This window comes from Actinomadura fibrosa (genome assembly GCF_900659615.1).
GTDB classification, from domain to species: Bacteria; Actinomycetota; Actinomycetes; order Streptosporangiales; family Streptosporangiaceae; genus Spirillospora; species Spirillospora fibrosa.
Genome location: NZ_CAACUY010000028.1, coordinates 21,169 through 40,504 on the forward strand (window position 1 = coordinate 21,169; position 19,336 = coordinate 40,504).

Annotated in this window: 8 protein-coding genes; 5 read left to right on the forward strand and 3 right to left on the reverse strand. The window is 71.3% G+C overall.

Annotation, left to right across the window (positions count from 1 at the left end; all coding sequences use genetic code 11):
- Nucleotides 1–28: 28 nt before the first annotated feature.
- The gene (locus E1300_RS13130; protein WP_131757262.1) at nucleotides 29–10,048 is read right to left on the reverse strand and encodes a hypothetical protein; all 10,020 of its coding nucleotides are present in this window, start codon (nucleotides 10,046–10,048) and stop codon (nucleotides 29–31) included.
- On the reverse strand, nucleotides 10,045–11,685 hold the full coding sequence (locus E1300_RS13135; RefSeq protein ID WP_131757263.1) for a phospholipase D family protein: 1,641 nt from the start codon (nucleotides 11,683–11,685) through the stop codon (nucleotides 10,045–10,047). The genes E1300_RS13130 and E1300_RS13135 overlap by 4 nt, the downstream gene beginning before the upstream one ends.
- A 406-nt stretch (nucleotides 11,686–12,091) precedes the next feature.
- On the opposite strand from E1300_RS13135, the gene E1300_RS13140 reads away from it, so the two are divergent.
- From E1300_RS13140 to E1300_RS13160, 5 genes are all read left to right on the forward strand, one after another.
- A complete protein-coding gene (locus tag E1300_RS13140; RefSeq protein WP_131757264.1) occupies nucleotides 12,092–12,604 on the forward strand; it encodes a DUF4760 domain-containing protein in 513 nt (170 codons plus the stop codon).
- A gap of 392 nt (nucleotides 12,605–12,996) precedes the next feature.
- Nucleotides 12,997–14,688 carry a DUF5005 domain-containing protein gene (locus E1300_RS13145; protein ID WP_131757265.1) on the forward strand — a complete coding sequence of 564 codons (1,692 nt, stop codon included), beginning with the start codon at nucleotides 12,997–12,999 and terminating at the stop codon, nucleotides 14,686–14,688.
- Nucleotides 14,689–15,231: 543 nt separating this feature from the next.
- Nucleotides 15,232–16,047: an SAM-dependent methyltransferase gene (locus E1300_RS13150; RefSeq protein ID WP_131757266.1), complete on the forward strand. Its 816-nt coding sequence runs from the start codon at nucleotides 15,232–15,234 to the stop codon at nucleotides 16,045–16,047.
- Between the two features lie 409 nt (nucleotides 16,048–16,456).
- Nucleotides 16,457–17,356: a DUF5753 domain-containing protein gene (locus tag E1300_RS13155; protein ID WP_242619125.1), complete on the forward strand. Its 900-nt coding sequence runs from the start codon at nucleotides 16,457–16,459 to the stop codon at nucleotides 17,354–17,356.
- Nucleotides 17,357–17,787: 431 nt separating this feature from the next.
- Nucleotides 17,788–18,642 (forward strand): hypothetical protein, encoded by an 855-nt coding sequence (locus tag E1300_RS13160; protein WP_131757268.1) that lies wholly within the window; start codon nucleotides 17,788–17,790, stop codon nucleotides 18,640–18,642.
- Between the two features lie 289 nt (nucleotides 18,643–18,931).
- Here the strand turns inward: E1300_RS13160 and E1300_RS50005 are convergent, their stop codons facing one another.
- Nucleotides 18,932–19,069: a hypothetical protein gene (locus E1300_RS50005; RefSeq protein ID WP_165502812.1), complete on the reverse strand. Its 138-nt coding sequence runs from the start codon at nucleotides 19,067–19,069 to the stop codon at nucleotides 18,932–18,934.
- Nucleotides 19,070–19,336 lie beyond the last annotated feature (267 nt).

The following is a 19,336-nucleotide window of genomic DNA, read 5'->3' on the forward strand; positions in this document are numbered from 1 at the left end:
CGGGGGCCGCACTCGAAGGCCGTGGTGCCTACACGTCCGCGGGCTCGATCGGCCGCGGTTCGCTCGGCGTGGCGCTGCCGCGGTGGGCGCGGATCACTAGCGACCGTCCGCTCATGCCGCCGCCCTGGCTCGCGCGGTGCAGCCGCCGAAGGGCGAGCTGGTCGGGCCGGCCGGGGTAGGCCGGGAGCAGCGCGTCCGGATCGTCGGCGCGCATCATGCCGTGGTAGCGCATGAGCACGGCGCCGAGCAGCAGCTTCCCGGCGAGGACGCCGCTCAGCCCGGCCTGCGTGGGGCGTACCGCGACGGTGAAGGGGACCGTGACCGTGGACGGCGGCGGGCCGCCCGTCCCGGCGTCCCGTACCGCCACGATCAGCTTCTCCACGGCCGCGGCGAACTCGGGGAACCGGGCCCACCGCCGCAGGGCGTCGATGTCCGCGCCGCTCATCGCGCCGGTCCATCCGATGGTGGTGTACTGCGTGCCCGCCGCGTTGCGTGCGACCTGCACCCTGCCCCGGAGCTCGTCGGGGATCTGCTCCGGTCCGGCGGGGATCTCCACCCGGGTGCTGGCGTCGGGATCCGCGCCCGCGGCCTGGGCGATGAGCTGGTTGACCGCACCGGTGAAGGCGCTGTCGCCGGGAAGCAGCCGCAGATCTCCGGCGGCGGCGTCCGAAGGTCCCTCCCAGACCAGGGTCAGGGTCTGCGCGGGCAGGAAGTCGATCAGCGCCGCGAGGCGGCTCGGCAGCGTCGCGGCGGGGGCGCTGACCGGCTCGGTGACGTCCCAGCTCTCGTACAGCCGCCGGATCTTCGCCGCGTCCGCCGCGCCGACCAGCCCGACCAGGGCGTCGCGGTCCGCCCGCGTCATCACCCCGGCGAACAGCAGGCGCCCGTGCTCGTCGACGGCCACCCGGTTGCGCGTGCCGAGCGGCAGGTTCGCCGTGGGGTAGCCGGCGCTCAGCCGCTCCTCGCTCACCTGCACCAGGTCGACGGCCAGCGGGAAGTCGCCGAGGGGGTCCGCCGGGGGCGCCAGCGTGGTCCGCGCCACCAGGAACCGCTTGCCGAGCTGGCGGTGGGTGAACCGCCCGGCGACCGGGTCGTAGAAGCACTCGGCCTGCACCTCGATGTTGCCGCTGAACAGCTCGACGATCTGGTAGACCACCTCGGGGTCGGGCAAGGCGCTGAGCTTGCGCGCCGCCGCCCCGTTGCCGGCGGGGTCGGGCCGCTCGCCCGGCCAGCGCTGCTGGGCCTCGTCGGAGAGGCTGTCCCAGAGCCGGCGCAGCGGGACGGTGACGGTCCGCACGCGGGTGTCGGGCTCCAGTGGGGCGTCGCCGGGGATGCCGTCCGGGAAGGGCGGCAGCCGGTGCCAGACGATGTCGGCGCCGCTCACGGTGGCGCTCGGCAGCGGCGAACGGTAGGCCAGGTCGCGCTGGGTGACGCTGTTGACCGGCGAGACGGTGCCGTCGGTCTGGGCGATCACCAGCAGGCGGTGCTCGTAGTAGAAGGGCAGGGCCCGCCACTGGAGGGCGAGGGCGCCCCGAGAGAAGTCGCCGACGCGTTCGGGCAGGTCGAGGCCGCGCAGCTCGTCCTGGTCGGCCGCGCCGCCGAGGTCGAGGTGGTCCGGCGTGCCCGGCAGGCCGTCCGGGACGGGCGGGTACTCCCCCTCGACGAGCCGCACGGGCAGCTCGTGCTGGTGGTCCGCCGCGAAGTCGCGCACCCAGCGGTACCAGGCCGGGTAGCCGAAGCGGCGCAGGAGGCTGAAGGCGACCTGGCGGAAGGCGAGCTGGCGCACGAGGGTCTGGTTGCGCTCGGCGAGGGCCTGCTCGTGGTGCTGGGCGACGATGACCTCCCAGATCGCGCCGGGCGCCGGCGGGGCGGCCGGGGTGGCCGGCCCGTCGAGCCGGCGCGAGCCGAGGATGAGCGGAGCGTCGACGGCCTGCGTGCGCCCGATCACCACGTCGAGGCCGCCCGCCGCGGGGTCCACCTTCACGGCCGGGGCGCCGGCGTCGGCGGCGGCGCGGCCGGGGAAGAGCGTGGGCGAGCGGCGCAGGCTCTGCCAGAGCAGGTCGTAGCGGCCGAAGGGCTGGAGGTAGTAGCGCAGGGTGTGCGCCCAGCGGTCCTCGACCGGCTGGGTGTAGGTCAGGCGCCCGCCGGCGTCGGGCGTCGCCAGCGCGGGCGAGCCCGCGCGCGGGTAGGCCGTGGCCGTCCAGGGCCCGGTGCCCGTCCTGCCCAGCCCGTCCGGCCCCGTGCCGATCGCGCCGCCGGCGTCGAAGAAGCGCGCCGTCCAGGCCAGGACGTCGGGCAGCGCCTTGGCGATCTCGGCCTCGCCGGTGGGGAAAGTGACCTTGCGGGTGCCCGGCACCTTGGGGTCGTTGCTGTTCAGGGTCTCCACGTAGTACGTGAGCCGCAGCCACTGGACGCGCTCGGGCGCGCTGCCGTCCGCCGCGGCGAACACCTTGGCCAGGGCCTCGGTCGCGACGGTGAAGTGGTCGGTGCGCTCGTCCGTCGGGCCGAACTCCTCGCTGCGCACCGTCCCGGCCAGGCCGTCCGCGGCCTGGCGGTCGGCCGCGGCGAGGGAGGGACGCACAAGCTCGATCTGGGCGGCGCTGAGCATGGTGCGAGCGCTGAGCAGCTTGCGGCCCTGGTCGTAGTCGAGCAGCGACGCGATCGCCGGGACGAAGGGCCCGGGGTCCGCGCTCAGCTTCACCGACGGGCGTACCTCGATCGTCGCGGGCAGCGTCGCACCGCGCAGGAGCATGGCCGCCTCGCCGTTCAGCGGCAGCCTGATCCGGCGGGTGGTCGGGGTCGGCTGCGGTTCGAGCTCCAGTTGACCGGTCCTGCCGTCAGGACGGTCGACCAGGCTGCAAGGCGCGGTGAGCGTGAAGCGCACCTCGACCTCGGTGTTCGAGCGTCCGCTGATGGTGACGGCGCGGTAGCGCAGCCGCTGCCGCACGGCGGGCCGCAGGCTGAGCTGGACCAGGGCCAGGAGGTCGTCGCCCTCGGCCGGCCGCTCGCCGAGCTGGACGCTGCGTCCCGGCTGGAACAGCAATTCCACATGGAGGTGGCGGCGGAGGGCGGCGAACGCCGCGGCGTCGGGGTCGGGATCGGGGCCGGTCCCGCCGCTCCCGAGCCGCGCGAACAGCTCCTTGAGCAGTTCCAGCAGCTTCGGGCCGTGCAGGGTGCCCGCGGAGGGGTCGTGGAGGCTGAAGGTCACCGCCAGGCCGAGGCGCTGGAGCGCGCCCCAGCCGTACCGGTCCGCGCCCGGCGGGCAGCTGGCCAGGAAGTCGGCCAGGTCGTTGGGCAGCGTCGGCGGGCTGGCCTGGAGCGCGGCGGCATAGCCGTCCGACAGCCGGCCCTGCGGGTCGGTGGTGCTGCCGGGGCGCATCGCGCGCAGCCGCTCCACCAGGCGTTCGAGCAGCGGGTGCAGCGCCGTCTCGCGCCTGCCGCCGGGCTGGGTGACGCCCTTCCACTCCGGCCATTCCAGGTAGGAGTCCTGCCAGGAGTACCAGGGGCCGCGCTCGTCCCGCACGCCCTGGGCGGACGGATCGGGCGGGCGGCGGCGCTGGACGGCGCCGGGGTACCAGGCCTCCCACTGGCCGGTGTTCAGCGTGTCGCCGGGCGCGAGCGGCAGGTCGTCCGCCGGGATCATCTGGACCTCTTGGAGGAGCCGCAGCTCCTCGGCGAGGCGGGCGGGACTGGCGAAGGTGTCCGTGGTGGCCGCGTCGATGTTCAGCTCGTACAGCCGGTAGCCGGCGTTCAGCTCCAGAGGGTAGGCGGCGTCGCCGCTCGGTCCCTGGTTCCAGCGGAACCGGATCGCCCGGATGCCGAGGGGATGCGGCCGGAACCCGACGGTCGCGCCGATGTCGCCGGTGAAGACGAACGGGGGCGGCCCGGCCGTCTCCGCGGCGGACCCGTCGGCGTCCTGGACCGGCATCGGCGTGTGCGCCAGGCCCGGCTCGGCCCGCTCGTCCTCGGGCCGCACCACGTCGAAGGCGGTCGGGCGGGGCAGCCACTCCAGCTCCGCCGGGCGGCGCTCCTCGCGCGGGTTGCCCGTGTGCTCGATGCGGTCGGCCGGCGCGGGCGTGGTGGGCGGCGCGGCCACCGCTTCGGCGGCGAGCATGAGCTGCACCGGCGCCAGCGCCGAGGGCACGTCGCGGTCGGAGATCGTCTGGAAGAAGACCCGCCACGCCTCGGGACGCCACGCGCCGTCGGGCAGCACGCCCCGCTCGCGGAGCACGGCGACCGGGATCACCGCTCCGCGCGCACCGGGCGGCCCGAAGACGGGATCGAGGTCGATCTTGATGTCGGTGGGCAGCGGCCGGGCGTTCGACGTCGGCAGGCCGGCGGTGCGCCCGCGCTGGGTCGTGCTGTCCAGGCCGTAGGAGCCGATCGGCACCGTGCTCTCACGGCGGAAGATCAGCCGGTAGGTGCGGATCGGCACCGCGGGGCCGTCCTGGCGGGCCGGCTCGCTCCACTCGACGTAGACCTGGCGCGGCGCCAGCACCGTGGGGGTCGCCGCGGTGCCCGCCGGTTCGAGGTCGGACGGGGCGATGCTGTAGCTCACCGTGAGGTCGCCGTCCACCGGCACCGCGGGAGGAGTGCTGGGGTAGCGGGTCGCGATCAGGGTCAGCGGGCGCCCGGCGGTCCCGGCGAAGTCGACCGGGGTGATCGTGTAGACGTAGCCGCGTCCCTCGCGCGGCAGGGCGGCGCGGTCGGCCGCCGTGTCCGGGAAGTGGTCGACCACCTGGAAGCGCGGCTGGAGCAGCGCGAGGGTGTCGGTCGGGACGGCCTCGCCCGCTTCCCCGGCGCCGGGGACGTCGGTGGTGTGGCGGTGCAGCACCGCGACCGGTTTCACCGTGGTGGTGTGCTCGGCCTCGCCGCCGTCGAGGGCGCGCCTGCGCACGAGGTAGTGGGCCAGGTGGTGGTCGGGGTCGTTCTGCGCCCGGCTCATCCCCGGCGTGCCCGGGCGCTGCCAGCTCAGGTCCCAGGCGAGGGCGATCGTGCTCGCGTCGCTGTACTGGCGCACCTGCTGGAACTCGGGCGGGAACAGGCTGAACTGGGCCTGGGCGACGTTGAAGGCGCGCACGTCCTGGCCCGCCGTTCCGGGGTCGGTCGCCTCCGGCCGCTCGCGCTGGCCGATGGACGGCTGGGCGTCCAGGCCGGTCGCCACCTGGTCGAGCCACGCCGGACGGTGGCCGTCGGCGCTCCGCACCGCGAACACCAGTCCCATCTGGAAGGCCAGGGAGCGGGCGACGATCTTGGCGCGCTCGGCCTGGTCGGCCTCGGCTTGGAAGGCGCGCAGGTCGGAGATGATGTCGTGGATGATCACTCCGCGCATCTGGTGGGCCTGCTGGTCGGCCTGGACCGCGCCGACGGTGCCGGGATCGCCGCCGTCCTGGGCGGTGCCGTCGGCGGCGTAGATCGTCGTGTCCGGGCCGAAGGCCGACTCCAGCAACCGCTCGTAGAGCTCCTGGCGGTCGCGCTTGAGGAAGGGCGAGCCGCTGAACTGCTCGTACGCCCCGCGCACGGCGGCCTCGAAGGAGCCGTCGGACGGGTTCTGCACTCGCGGGTCGCTGACCGGTGGCCGATAGCCCGGCAGCGCGCCGGGGTCGCCGACCGGGCGGGCGACCGCGCCGTCCCCCGCGCCCGTGTAGGTCTGCTTGAAGGCGTTGGCGAGGTGCTGGGCCAGGCTGAGCCCGTCCGCCAGGGGCGCGGGGGCGCCCGGTTCTCCCGTGGCCTGGTTCACGACGCGGCGCTCGGCGGAGCCGTCGGCGTAGAGCCGCGCCGCCCAGTTCACCTTCCAGGTGATCGGCTCGCCCGCGGTGACCGCACCGCTCACGTCGACGAACCGCGGATCGGGCAGGGGATCGAAGTGCCGGAGCGTGTAGCTCTCGCCCGCCGCCGGTTTCGGCACGCGCAGGGCGAAGTCCTTCCCGACCGCGGTGCCCGCGGAGGGCGGCGGCGGCAGGAAGCCCCGCTCGGGTTCGGCCACCGGGAAGCCCTCCTCGTCGAGGACGAGCCGCCCCTGCGCGTCCCGGTGCAGCCGTTCGGCCTGCGGCAGCAGGACGAAGTACGTGTGCTTCTCCGCGTCCCAGCTCGGCGCGTCGCGCAGGACGAAGACGACGTAGCCGGGCACATGGAACACGTCGGCCTCGGCCGGGGCCGCCGTCTCCTCGCCGAGCACGGCCCTGAGGGCGCGCGGCGGCAGGGCCGGGCGCCGCGCGTCCAGCCCGCGCGCGAGGTCCGGCGCGGCGTCCAGTGCGGTGCCGGTGCCGGGCACCGGCTCGACCTCGGTGGCCTCCAGCCCCAGCGACAGGAACCCCTTGGTCCGGTCGAGGGCGGCCTGGACGTTGTCCTCCTCGAACGCCACCTTGACCGTGGCATGGAGGCTGTGGCCGCAGCACGAGACGCCGACCGTTCCGACGCCCCGCACGCCGGGCACGCTCAGCCCCTTGACGCCGATCTCCAGGCCGGCGCTGAACGCGATCTCCAGGCTGAATCTGAACGAGAGCCGGATGGTGGTGAAGACCAGCGGGATCTTGATCCAGAACTCGATGGCGAAGGCGACCTGCACCTCCAGCCCGATCGCGCCGTAGACGGCCGAGCCGTTCACGGGGTCGCGGAAGTCGATCACGCCGATGTAGCGCGCCCCGAAGGCCACCCGCGCGGTGGCGCTGATCCGCATGCCGACCAGCCCGAGGTCCACGCCCGCGCTCAGTTCGAGCCTGCCGCGGGCCAGGAAGCTCGTCCCGAGCACCATCTCCGTGGTCGAGACGCGGAGGATGAACCCGCCCTCGACCTCCACGGCCAGCGGACCGAGCTGGGTGTGCCAGCGCAGCATGTTCGGCCAGCCCAGCTCGTAGTGGAACAGCCCAGGCTCGATCAGCAGGGTCGCCGAGAACCGGCTGTTCGCGATCGCGTCCCGGACGAAGTCGGGCAGCGGCGGATGGACGCCCGGCTTCCCTCCCTCGGGCTTGAAGACGTGGGCCAGGAAGCGCTTCTGGCGGGGTGAGAGCAGCACGAAGCCGCTCAGGATGGGGTTCTCGCGGACGCCGTCCTTGTTGGTGACGTAGTCGGCGTAGTTGGTGTTGAACCAGCCGCGCACCGCCATGAAGAAGGTCAGGTCGCTGCGCAGGGCGATGATCGCGTCGACGAGGAAGACGCAGGCGAGGTCCGCCTCGGCGAGGGCCTCGTAGCGCAGGGGCGAGGCCGACGCGGAGGTCTGCGAGATCATCGCCCGCAGGACGATCGTCCAGCGCGGGTCCTGCCCGGCGTCCTCCAGGTCCACCGCCCAGCGGTCGCGCTTGGACAGGTCCCCCTGGGTGCGCGACAGGCCCTCCAGGGTCTTGAGCAGTTTCCGGACGTCGTTCTCGGCGTCGGCGGCCTTGATGGCGGCGATCGTGAAGCGGTAGCCGAAGCCCATGCCGATCTCGCGCAGGTAGATCTGGATCACCGGGATCATGAAGCTGACCTGGCGGATCTCCAGGTAGAGGAACCAGGCCCGCAGCCACGGCGAGCCGGCGCCGCGGCGCACGCGCAGGAACCCGAAGCTGGCCGCGATGGCGGGCAGGCCCTGGATCTGCACCAGGCCCTCGCCGACCAGCCCGGTCTGGTCGGGCTGGTCGACGAAGTCGACCGCGCCGTTGAGCCGGAAGGCCGCGCCGATGGCCAGGTTCACCGCCAGGTGCGTGAAGTGGATGCGCGGCAGGAACTCGCCCGGCAGCGGCAGGCCGATGAACAGCTCGTGGTAGTCGGGCCGCGAGTCCGGCGTGTCGCCCGGGCCCTGGGCGAACTTGAGCTGGCCGGTCACCTGCATGGCGCCGTCGCCGTCGAAGAAGTCGCACTGCGGCACGAATCCGATGGCGCGCAGTTCCATCTCGAAGCAGCCGAGGAAGTTGAACGACACGGGTTTGGGCAGCTCGATCAGGAACTTCACGTGCTTGGCGATCACGCGGGCGTCGCCGGTGAGCGGGCACTGGACGAGGTCGATGCGGGTCTTGCCGAGCAGGGCCAGCGGCCCGTCGGGGTCGTCGCCGGGGGCCGCCACGAACTGGGCGGACCCGGTGACGGTGAAGTAGAGGTGGAAGGCGCCGTCGTCCACGAACCGCAGGCCCAGGGCGTCGACCGAGAACTGGAAGCGCGTGCCCTTGCAGTCGAGCAGCTTGACGCCGCGCAGGTTCGCCGCGCCCTGCACCAGGGTCAGGTTCCCCCCGTCGCGCTGGGCGAACTGCAGGGCGATGTCGGCCGTGGCGTCGCCGACGAGGTCGGGCGGCAGCGGGCCCGAGCCGGCGATGGTGAAGTCGGCGATGCGGTTCTCGCGGATCACGAAGCCGCTGTCGGTGAAGCGGAAGCGCGTGCGCAGGCCGTTGAGGCGGGCCGGCCGGTCGGTGACGGCGGCGGCGAGGCTGACGCCCTTGGGCGTGAGGGCGAAGTCCCGCACGCTGAAGGTGATCGGCTCCTCGCTGGCCCGCGTGAAGTCGAGCTCCAGCACGGCCCCTTCGGGCTGCTGGATCTGGTAGTGGTAGTCCTTCGTGGCGATGGTGAGGTAGTGGAAGGTCTTGTCGCCGAGATCCCTGCCCTTGAACCGCCAGCGCAGCCCGAATAGGTCGGGGAACTCCCGTTCGGCCTCCGTGGAGCGCAGCTCGATCCCCTGGTCGTGGTCGACCTTGAGGGCGAACGTCCGGAGGTTGAAGGTCAGGCGGCACAGCAGGTCGAGGCTGATGCTCAGTATCCGCACCCGCACCCCGATGTCGAAGGCGACCTCGCCCTGCGGAAGGGTGATCGGCAGCCCGTCGAGCGGTGTGCGGGTGTAGAGCTGCACGAACTGGGAGTCCCCGCCCTGGCCCTGCTTGAGGAAGGGCAGCGTGAAGTCTCCGCCGCCCGCGTCGACGTCGACGCTCAGCTGCGCCGTCCAGCCGTCCTGGAGGTCGGCCGGGTCGAACGCCACGGGCGTGCAGAGGGCGGCCGGGTCGTTGAGGTCGAGCGGGGCGATCGGCGTGGTGAGCTGGCGGAAGAAGCCGGGCAGCTCGGCGGCGCCGAGCGCGACGTCGAGCAGCACCAGGCTCCGCGGGCCGTCCGCGGGCGTGAGCGAGACGCTGAAGAGGGGCTTGCCGGGCGGCTGCGGCGTCTCGTCGTTGTGCAGTTCGCGGTCGCCGTCGCGGTTCCAGGCGAAGGTGCTGCCCGCGGTCACGGCGCCGTCCCCCGCCAGGGTGACGACGAAGGCGGCGCGGCCGAGGCCCGCGCCCTGGCGCAGCAGCAGCAGCGAGAAGCGGCTGGAGGCCGGAAGGCCCACGCTGAGCCCGGGGAGCGCGAAGGCGGCGCCGGGCGCGGCCGCCTGCCAGTCCAGGCGCACCTCTTCAAGCCCGTCGCCGATGATCAGCCGCAGCGTGACCTGCTGCTCGCCCGCCGGGCTGCGGTCGCCCAGGTTCGGCAGGAACCGGCCGAGCAGCCCGTTGAGACCGCCCTCCTTCCACTGGAGCACCAGGCACGCCTTGCCGCCCGCGCGGTGGAAGGCGACCGCGGCGCCGTCGACCACCACGCCGGTGTCGCCGACCATCACCGGGTGGGGCAGCTGGGCCGTGAACGGCGCGTCGAAGACGATGCCGTCCTTGCTGGCGCTGCCGCTGAGCTTCGGCATGGCGAGCTGGACGAAGGGGCGTCCGGGATCGGGCTCGTAGCGGACGTCGCCGCCGCCCGCCACCCTGCGCATGGGGCGCAGCAGCTCCGGGCCGAACCGCAGCGCGACGGGCACGTCGGTCACGCGCAGCACCGTCTTCGGCAGCACGTCGATCTCCAGGCCCAGTTCCGCCGCCGGGGCGTCACCGCCGCCGGGGAACAGCACCAGGCTCACCGCGTCGACGCCGGGCAGGCCCAGGACGAACTCCTGCTCGAACAGCAGCCGGGTGGTCAGGTTGACCTCGCCGGCCTTGGCGGTGGTCTGCGGCGGCTCGATCCAGACATGGTCGAGCGTGGCCGGATCGGAGGGCCGGGGCAGGAAGGCAGGCCACTTGCTGCCGAAGTACTCGTTGAGGGTCACGAACATGGTGCTGCTCATGGCAGGCAACCCCCCCACGCCTCGCGCGAGTCGACATCGGCGTAACGGTCGTACTTATCCTGATCTTTTTCGCTGAGCACCGTCGGCGTCGAGGGCAGCGGCACGGGGATGACGGCGGACGGCAGGACGACCCCGCTGCCCGGCGTCCCCCACGCGCTGTTCCAGACGTTGAGCGCCTGGTCGATGTCGGCGATCTTCTGCTGGTCGGCCGGGGCGAGCAGGCCGAAGGCGTCGCTCCAGAGCCGCACCCGGTACTGCTGCACCAGCAGGTCCTCCTCGTCGAGGAGGCCCACCGCGTGCTCGACGTCGCTGTAGAGGCTGCGCCGGAAGGCGTTGGCCGAACCGATGACCGCCCAGTGGTCGTCGACGATCGTGCTCTTGGTGTGGACGATCACATCGCGGCTGAACGCGCGCACCCGGCCGCGCTGCTGGGCGTTCAGGTCGTGGAGCAGCCCCTTGAACAGCGCGACGTTGGCGTACGGCGGGAAGTGCGGGTCGTTCGGGTCGGTGGCCCCGCAGACCAGGATGACCTTGAGGTCGTCGCGGGCCTTGAGGGCCTGGTTCAGCCAGATCATGATCTCGACCGACCAGAACCCCTGGTCCTCGATGTAGACGTAGCGCTCGGCGGTGAGGACGGCGTTGAACCAGGCGGAGCGCACCTCGAAGAGGCCGTCCGGGGCGAAGGAGATCTTCTTGTTCTCGGGGAGCAGGTTGATGGTCTTGTAGTTGAAGCGCGGCACGGTGCGCAGCGACTGGACGTGGTGCTTGCCCACCGCCGTGGTCGGCAGGGTGCGCGCCGGAACGACCGGAGTGGCGGCCGTGTGGCTGGCGATCTTCTCGTCGGCGAAGCGGAACGACCTGATGTCCCGCGCCTTGAGCTCGTTCCACATGCTGCGGTACAGGTCGTACATCGCCTGCACCGCCGGTCCCTCGACCTTCGCCTGCACGTCGTGCCACGTCCTGGACGGGTGCGGCTGGCCGCCGTGGCGGTCGCCCACCAGGTCGAGTCCGCCGGTGTAGCCGATGGCGGTGCTGCCGTTGCCGACCAGCACCATCTTGGCGTGCACCGCGCCGGCGGAGTGGGCGATGATGTTCAGGCATGCCTTGTCGGCCAGCGCGGGCGCCTTGCGCAGCTCGCGGATCGAGCCCATGGTGCCGACGTTGACGTCCCGGATGCTGCCGGCCCCGTTCTGGACGGACGCGGTCAGGACGAAGTAGTCGGCCATCACCGAGAACGAGATCCAGCCCAGGACGCGGACGTCGACTCCGGCCGCCGCCTTGGCCTTGAGCAGGTCGACCAGATGGTTCGGGGCTCCGGGCCCGTCGAGCGAGAACGGGTTGTCCAGCCCCACCGAAGGCCCGGTCGACGCGCCCGACGAACTGGGCGAGGGGTTGACCCTCCCGCCCAGCAGATGGAGCCACCAGCCGGCGATGTAGAGGAACTGGCCGCTGTTCTCGCTCGGCGTCCCCTGCCCGAGGGCGGCGATCTGCGCGGCGAGGTCGGCGAAGTAGGTGCCGCCGTCGATCAGCGGGGTGACCCGGCAGCCGCCGAACGTGGCCGGCAGCGGTTCCGAGGGAGGACTCGTGTCATCGGGCTGGACGAAGTACTTCTTCCTCAGCGCATCGATATCGGCCACCAGACGACTCCCGAAGATCCAAAAGATTCCACGACAGAGCAGAACTCTGGTCACTGGAAACAGCGAGATAACGCCGGACCTGGCCGGGAATCAGAGCCGGAACGATAGAGCGGGACAACCGCTGACCTGACCTTGTCACGCGACGTCCGCCTCGACAACGGTTCGGCCCGATCCGGTCAGCACGGCCCCGCACCCGCGTGTTTCGCGGATCTTTTAGCCCCCTCAAGGCGGAGAATAGGCCCGAAAGATCGATCAGCGCGACTCAGGTCCGGACGATCTCCCGTAACGTCCACCGGGCCAGCGTTGATCGTTGACGCTTCGGCACGCGACGCACGTCCTCAAGAAGGGGAACCGGCGTGTTGGCCTGAACGTCTGTGAGACATGCCGCGAGAGACGGAGTGGGATCGTGTTGCATGAACTCGCCGATGCGGCGGCCATCATCCAGGCGATCGCAGTGATCCTGGGAATCCTGTTCGCGGTAGTACAACTCCGCCAGGTGTCGATGGCCCGCAACCTGGAGACGATGAACACCCTCTTCGACGGATTCGACGAGCTCTCCACGTATGCCGAGAGGAAGGCGATCCTCGATACCGGCCCGGTCGACCCGGCCACCGCTTCAGAGCGGGACCTTCTGCTCTACGCGCGACATGCCGACTTCTTTCACTCCCTCGGCTTCTACTCTCGCAACAAATTCGTGTCGCGCCGGTATCTCCTGGAGCTCTACAGCGGCGGGATCATAAGCATGTGGCAGTGTCTTGAGCCGTTCGTGCAGTACATGCGCGATGAGAAGGGTGTATCGAACTACAGCCACGACTTCGAGGACCTGGCCACCGCCGCTCGCGCGTTCCGAGCGAAGAGGTTCCCATCCGAGAACCTCAGCTGGGCCGCAGGAATATCGACTGGCGACGGGACCGGCTGAGCACGATCTGAGTCTGGACACCCGCGACGGGCTGCCGTCCGGAGCGGACTGTCCCCGTGCGGCGACCGAGTACGGCGACGAGGTGATCGCGCCGTCCGCCATGGTCGGCGGGAGTTCAGCGGTGAGCGCGGGCAGCGGGAAGGCTTTGCCAATTCGGTTCTCGTCCAGGGAAACGTGATGTGCGGGGCCGGTAATGGACATCTTCTGTGGGCGGTGGGATGTGGTCCTCGGCGGGGTTCGACGATCATGATGCTGCGTGTCCGGGTGGCCTGTTCGCACCGGGCGGGTCGCGCGAGCGAATCGACGAAGGAGCGCATGTGCAGCATGACGTCCGAGTTCGCAGGAGCCGCGGGTCGCGTCAACGCCGGGTCTTAACGGCGGCGGCTACCGGGATGGCGATGATCGTGGGGCTGCTGGCGGGGCCGCTGGACGGCTCCGCGATGGCGGCCACGGTCGACACCACGCGGAACAATGCGTGGACCTCGTTCGCCAACAACAGCATCACGTCTTATGCGTCGTGGAGCGGCGCTGACGGGACGATCGGGGTGAAGCTGCCCGACGGAAAGGTGTCGTTCGCCTTCAGCGACACCCTGCGCGGGCCGGTGACGCCGGAAGGCTTCCATCCGCCGTTCCAGACGGCCGGGGTGTTCAACTCGATGGTGATCGCCGACAGTACGTCCGCGAGTGCCGCCCTGCAGACCGTCCGGGTGCTCGACGAGGGCAACAACTGGAACGCCAAGCCGCTGGTTCCCGCGGACCCGGGATACAAGTACTGGGCCGGAGACGGAGGGGTCTACGGGGGCCGGCTCGTCCGCTTCTACACCCGGCTGACCGCGGGGCCCTCGGGCTGCTTCATCGTCGGTGAGCCGAAGAGCACCTACGTCGCCAAGTTCGACTTGACCGACCCCAACGGCCGTCCTGAGCTCCCCACCTACAACGCGGGGGCGTCCTATGCCATCAGCCCCACGTTCGCGCCGCAGCACATCTCCTGGGGCACCGCGATCCTCGATGACGGCGGCTACACCTACATCTACGGTTCGGAGGACGACTGCGGCCAGCCGGACCGCCGGCTGCACATCGCCCGGGTGCCGACCGGTCAGTTCAACCAGCCGTGGGAGCAGGTAGCCGACCTGCCGATGCCGAACGGGCTGGGCAGCGAGTTCAGCGTCTCCAAGGTCGGCAGCACGTACCAGCTGATCACCCTGAAGGGCAACGACCGTGTGATCGTCGCCTACCCCTCCTCGACGCCGGCGTCGTTCGGCGGGACGCCGACGGTCCTGTACAACCTCCCGGTGTACAAGTCCTCGGACCTGCTCCAGTACGCGGCCCGCATGCAACCGGCGCTGACGACCTCCAGCGAGGTCGTGCTGAGCTACAACACCAACACCGTCCGGGTCAGCAAGGACGGTTGCGTCGACGAGAACGTCCTGGACGCCTCGATCTACCGGCCGCGATTCGTCCGGCTCTCGCGCAGCGCACTTCCCTCGGCGTCCAGCGCCGCACGGACAACGACCGCTGCGCCATTCCCTCCGACGGCGACCGCGGCCCGGCGGGGCCTGGTCTGGAACACCCAGGGACTGGCGGGCCGCCCGGCCGCACAGGCGACCGCGCAGGCGATGGCGGCGGCGTCCGTTCCGATCCCCATCGGGAGCGTCGTCTGGGGGCCCCGCGACGCTTGCGGCGCGAACGCCTCCCCGTCCAACCTCACCGCGACCAAGGACCCGGCCCCGGCCCTGACGACCAAGGTCACCTGGACCTACAAGGGCCCCACCGTGGACACGAGCGTCGCCCGCTGGACGCCCAACGAGGGCTGGAGCGCCCTGCCCCTGATGCTCCTCGGCGCCTCGCCCCTCCCCGCCGTCCCAGCCATCCAGAGCCCTCCGCTCAGCGTCCTGTCGGGGACCCCGCAGCGCGTCCAGTGGACCGACACTCCCTACGCTCAAAGCGGCCAGACCATCAAGTACCAGCTCTGCATCAAGCCCGCCAACCGCGGCATGACCCCCGACGTCAACGACACCGACGGACGCTGGCAGGAGGGCGAACCCAGCCCCGACTGCCAGTTCGTCTCCCTCACGATCCCCTGACCTGACCCCCCGCCCCGCTGGACCGGCCCGAACAGCCGGTCCAGCGGGGCACCAGGGCTGGCAACTCGCCCAGGTTCCTGGTCGACGCCAGATGGACCGGCACCAGCGACTACGACGGCGAGCGCCGCTACACCTGAATCCTGGGCCAGTTGCGCGCACGCCGCGACAACTCCGCCGCCATGTCGTGGCCGGTCGTCAACGCCGTGCTCAACGACCTGGCGGTGACCCGGCGAAGCCTGCGGTAAATATCGCGACTAGCGCTCCTGAACCATTCGGTTCAAGAGCTCTCCTAGGTCGATATTACGCCCGGCCGCAACTTCACTCGCTCAGGCACGAAGACCCCTCATGGTTCTCTCGGGCATTTCGGTGACCATGCGCTTTGACTGGGAGAAACCGGCGAGCCCGACTGTGACAGCTGCTGCTGGCGAAGCCACCGAGTGTTCACCGCAAATCCCGGCAAAGCTGGGGAGAAAGGGCTCTCAAAGGCGAGGAAACGACCTACGGTGAGGATGGGTTGTCGTCTTGGGGAAGCGGGGCACAGAGATGGATGGCGCGCACGATCCGGATTCGCCGCCGACCCCGGAGATCGATACCTCGGTGTCGCACTCGGCGCGGATCTGGGATTACTGGCTGGGCGGGAAGGAGAACTACGCGGTCGACCGGAGACTGGGTGATCAGATCGCCGAAGTCCTCCCCGACATCGTCGAGCAGGCGCGCGCGGATCGCCTGTTCCTCGGGCGCGTGGTCACCTACCTCGTCGCTCAGGGCATCCGGCAGTTCCTGGACATCGGCACCGGGCTGCCGACCGCCGACAACACCCATGAGGTGGCACAACGACGCGCACCTGACGCCCGCGTCGTCTACGTCGACAACGATCCCCTGGTGCTCACGCACGCGCGGGCCCTGTTGACCAGCACCCCGCAAGGGGCGACGGCCTACCTCGACGCCGACATGTACGCGCCCGAAGCCGTCGTGGAGGGGGCGCGGGCGACGCTGGACTTCACCCGGCCGGTGGCGATCACGATGCTCGGCGTCGTGTGGCACATCACCGACGACGCGCAGGCTCGCGACATCATCCGCCGACTGATGGACCAGACGGTTCCGGGCAGCTATCTGGCGATCGCGCATCCGACGCTGGAGGTCACCGGCGAGAAGATGGCCGAAGCGATCCGCCAGTGGAACCGGTTCGGCAAGCCGCCGGGCTGCCACCGCGACCCGGCCCAGCTCGCCGGACTGTTCGCCGGACTGGAACTGGTCGAACCGGGGATCGTTTCCTGCACCCGATGGCGTCCGGAGAACACGTCGTTCGGTGAACCGGCCGCCAGCGACCAGTACGGCGGTCTGGCGCGCAAGCCGTGACCTGCGGAACGCGGCACCCGCCGCGAACCGGTCGCAAGCAGGCACGGGGAGCGCAACGGGCGTCTGCCGGGCACGCGCTTCCCCGGTCACCACCGACCCGGGCGTGAGCCTGGCCGCCGAAGCACTCGTCGTCCAAGCGGGCGGAGTTCAAAGTACTGGGTGGTATTCGCACTCCTGGACGGCGGGGCAAACCACTCATGCCGGACCTGTTGCGGCGCGTCACCGGCTATGACTGGCGGGAGTTGCAGCGAACTGGTACGGCTGGACACTAAGCACCCAAACTCGACCTCCACCTGGTCAAGCCCATGCTCCTCGGCGCTCGCCCGCAGTGGAGGCCGCGCGGGTGCGCGGCCCGCACGGACCGACCCCACGAACGGCCCCACGAGGTGAGGAGGGCGGCGTGAGCGTGATGCCGAGCGGTCTGCTCGCCGCCCAGGTGTCACAGCAGATGAGCGCCGACGAGGCTCCCGGCCCCACCATGCCGCGGTTGCTGCTGGGCGCCCGGCTGCGCCGGCTGCGCCGCCAGCGCGGGCTGCACAAGCGCGACGCCGCCGCGGTCGTCGGCTCCGAGGCGCGGCTGGCCGGCCTGGAACTGGGGCTCATCGGCACTCGGCTTCAGGAGGTGGTCGCGCTGTGCGACCTGTACCGCGTCGAAGAGCACGCCACCCGGGTGGCCCTGGTCGAGCTGGCCCGCCAGTCGCATCGCCCCGGCTGGTGGCTGCGCCACCGCCGCGTGATCCCCGGCTGGTACGTGCCCTACCTCGGAGCCGAGCAGACAGCCAGCACCATCCGCTGCTACACCTGCCAGTTCATCCCGGACCTGCTGCAGACCGCCGAGTACGCGCAAGCCCACATCCGGCTTCTGCACCCCCAGATGCCGCCGGCACGGCGGCGGCAACTGCTTCAGCTGCGCATGGAACGCCAGCAGATGCTCTACCGCGATGAACCCACGCGGTTGTGGGCGGTCCTGGACGAGGCGGCACTGCGCCGCCCCGTGGGAGCGGTCCGAACGATGTACGACCAGCTTGAGCGGCTCCGCGACGTCTGCCTGCTGCCGCAGATCACCATCCAGGTCATGCCGCTGGCCGGCGGGACGCCCGCCGTTCTGGGCAGCCCGATCACGCTGCTGCGCTGGTCCGCCGGCGAACTCGCCGACCTGGTCTTCCTGGAGCAGATGAACTGCGGGGTCTACCCGGACCGGCCCGACGACACCGAGCTCTACCGGCACGGCCTGAACCTGCTGGTCGCGCAGGCGCTGCCACCCAGCGAGAGTCCCGAGTTCCTCCGCACAATGATCAACTGCCTGTAGTCGTTCGATAGCGAATATGGCATGTGGCACAGACGCGCGGCCGCGCCACGTGCCAGGCTGACCCTCGGCCGCACGCCCCGATCCGGCCGATGACCCGACATGCTTGAAGGGGCGTGCCGTCCGCCGGCGCGTGACAACGGGCTCGGCGACCGCAGCGGAACCAGGAGGGTGCGATGGCGAGGGACACCGGCCGCTTCGATCCCCACGATGCCCCGCTGCCGGCCACCCGGGCAGCGGGGTCCCCGCACCCGTCGGTGCACCCGCCGGTCGCGCCGAGCGTCCTGGTCCCGGGCGGATACCGCAGGGCACCGGCGGGCAGAACCGACCGGCCGCGACGCCACCGTTCCGCCCCGTGCCGCACACGCGCCGAACCGCCAGGCGGCAAGCGTCCCGAGCAGGCCTCGGGCCCGACCAGCAGCGACCGGGACGTGATGGCTCACCACCCCTTCCTCCCCTCGGGGCACGGCGACTTCATCGCCGAGCTCCAGCGATTCCGCGCCGACTGCGGCGACCCGCCCTACCCCGGCGTGATCAGCAACGTCGAACGGCTGGAGACGCTGTATCCGCTCAGGCACCCGCGCAAGACCCTGCCCACCACCCTGTCGGCCTCCGCCATCAGCCAGGTCTTCAGCGGCTCACGGCCCCGCCTGCCCTCGGCCGAGCTCCTGGCCGTCCTCGTGCTCGCCCACCTGTACTGCGCCGTGGAGAACGGCAGCGTCCAAGGCGATCCCGACACCGGTGCCCCGCGGCACTGGCAGGAGATCTTGCAGGCGTGGCAGGCACGGCGCCGCCAAGCCCAGCTCGCACAGCGGCCACCGTCCTCAGACGACCAGCCGCCGGCCGATCACCGGCCGAGCCCTACCGTGAACACCGCTCCGTCCGGCGGCCGTCGCGCCGACCCCGTCCATCCGACCGAACCCGAGTTGGAAACGCTCAGCGCCCACGGCCCCTACGGCGCCGTCCTGGCCGAGCGAGCACGAGACGGCGACAGCCACGCCATCTACCAGATCGCTGTGATCCTGGCGACCAACCCGTACCACGCCGCCGGCGCGCTCGCCTACCTGCTCGATGCCACGGCCGCCGGACATCTCGACGCCGCCGAGCTGGTCCCCTCCCCCGGCCAGCGCGTCGACCATCAGCGCGTCCGCGCCCACGCCGGCGAACTCGCACGCGCCGCCGAGGCACGAGGCGACCAAGCGGCGGCGCACGCTTTCCGCTCCTGCGCCCTCCAAGCCGAACTCGGCGAGACCTCCGCCGCCGCACCGGAGCACGACGGCAGCGACTAGGACCGCGCCTGCCCTCCAGCCTTCCCCCGGTGCGGTGATCTGCGGGTAGCCCGACGCCATGCCGCCTGTCGGCTGTGAGCTCGTTGTGCCTTGCCAGTCCCTACGCCACTGCCTTCAGACCAGCCCGGCACGCGCAGCGGGGACGCGGCGAACCTCCCCAAGCCAGGCCGTGGCCGTCCCCGCCTGGTCGGCTGCGCCCTGGTTCGTCGGCTGCTGCTGCGGTCGCCTCGGCCCGCGCCCGGGGCCGCGCCACCACCGTCCAGCACACATTCCGCGCGAATACCGTGTTTCATCTTCCAGCAGACATATGCCGCCCATTCACCGAGGCTGCATCATTGCCGACATACAGCATCGCTGTGCGGCGCTCAACGAACGTGCACCAACGTTCACCGGCCTTCACCGGCATCTTCGCCGCCTTCACGATCATGCCTTTCTTCGCCGTCGGCGCTGGTCTTGCTTCGATCGCTCCTGAGAACCAACCGAATCGCGAGACAGTTATGCCACTTCATGCCGACACACAAGCCTTTTCACGTCACACGAGAAAAGTCCCCCATGTCTCTTCCGTTCACTGCCTCGCAGCAGCGGAGCCGCCTGGTTCCGCATCGCGCTCAGGCCCGATGCGCCGGTGACCGCCACCTCCGTGACCGTGCACGCGGCAGCGTCGACGAACGCGCCCACGGGCGCGCAGGCGCCG

What these genes read in the sequence shown, in the direction of transcription:
- E1300_RS13130 (WP_131757262.1), bottom strand. Translation starts at nt 10,048, where the DNA reads ATGAGCAGCACCATGTTCGTGACCCTCAACGAGTACTTCGGCAGCAAG.
- E1300_RS13145 (WP_131757265.1), top strand. Translation starts at nt 12,997, where the DNA reads ATGGCGATGATCGTGGGGCTGCTGGCGGGGCCGCTGGACGGCTCCGCG.
- E1300_RS13150 (WP_131757266.1), top strand. Translation starts at nt 15,232, where the DNA reads ATGGATGGCGCGCACGATCCGGATTCGCCGCCGACCCCGGAGATCGAT.
- E1300_RS13155 (WP_242619125.1), top strand. Translation starts at nt 16,457, where the DNA reads ATGCCGAGCGGTCTGCTCGCCGCCCAGGTGTCACAGCAGATGAGCGCC.
- E1300_RS13160 (WP_131757268.1), top strand. Translation starts at nt 17,788, where the DNA reads ATGGCTCACCACCCCTTCCTCCCCTCGGGGCACGGCGACTTCATCGCC.
- E1300_RS50005 (WP_165502812.1), bottom strand. Translation starts at nt 19,069, where the DNA reads ATGATCGTGAAGGCGGCGAAGATGCCGGTGAAGGCCGGTGAACGTTGG.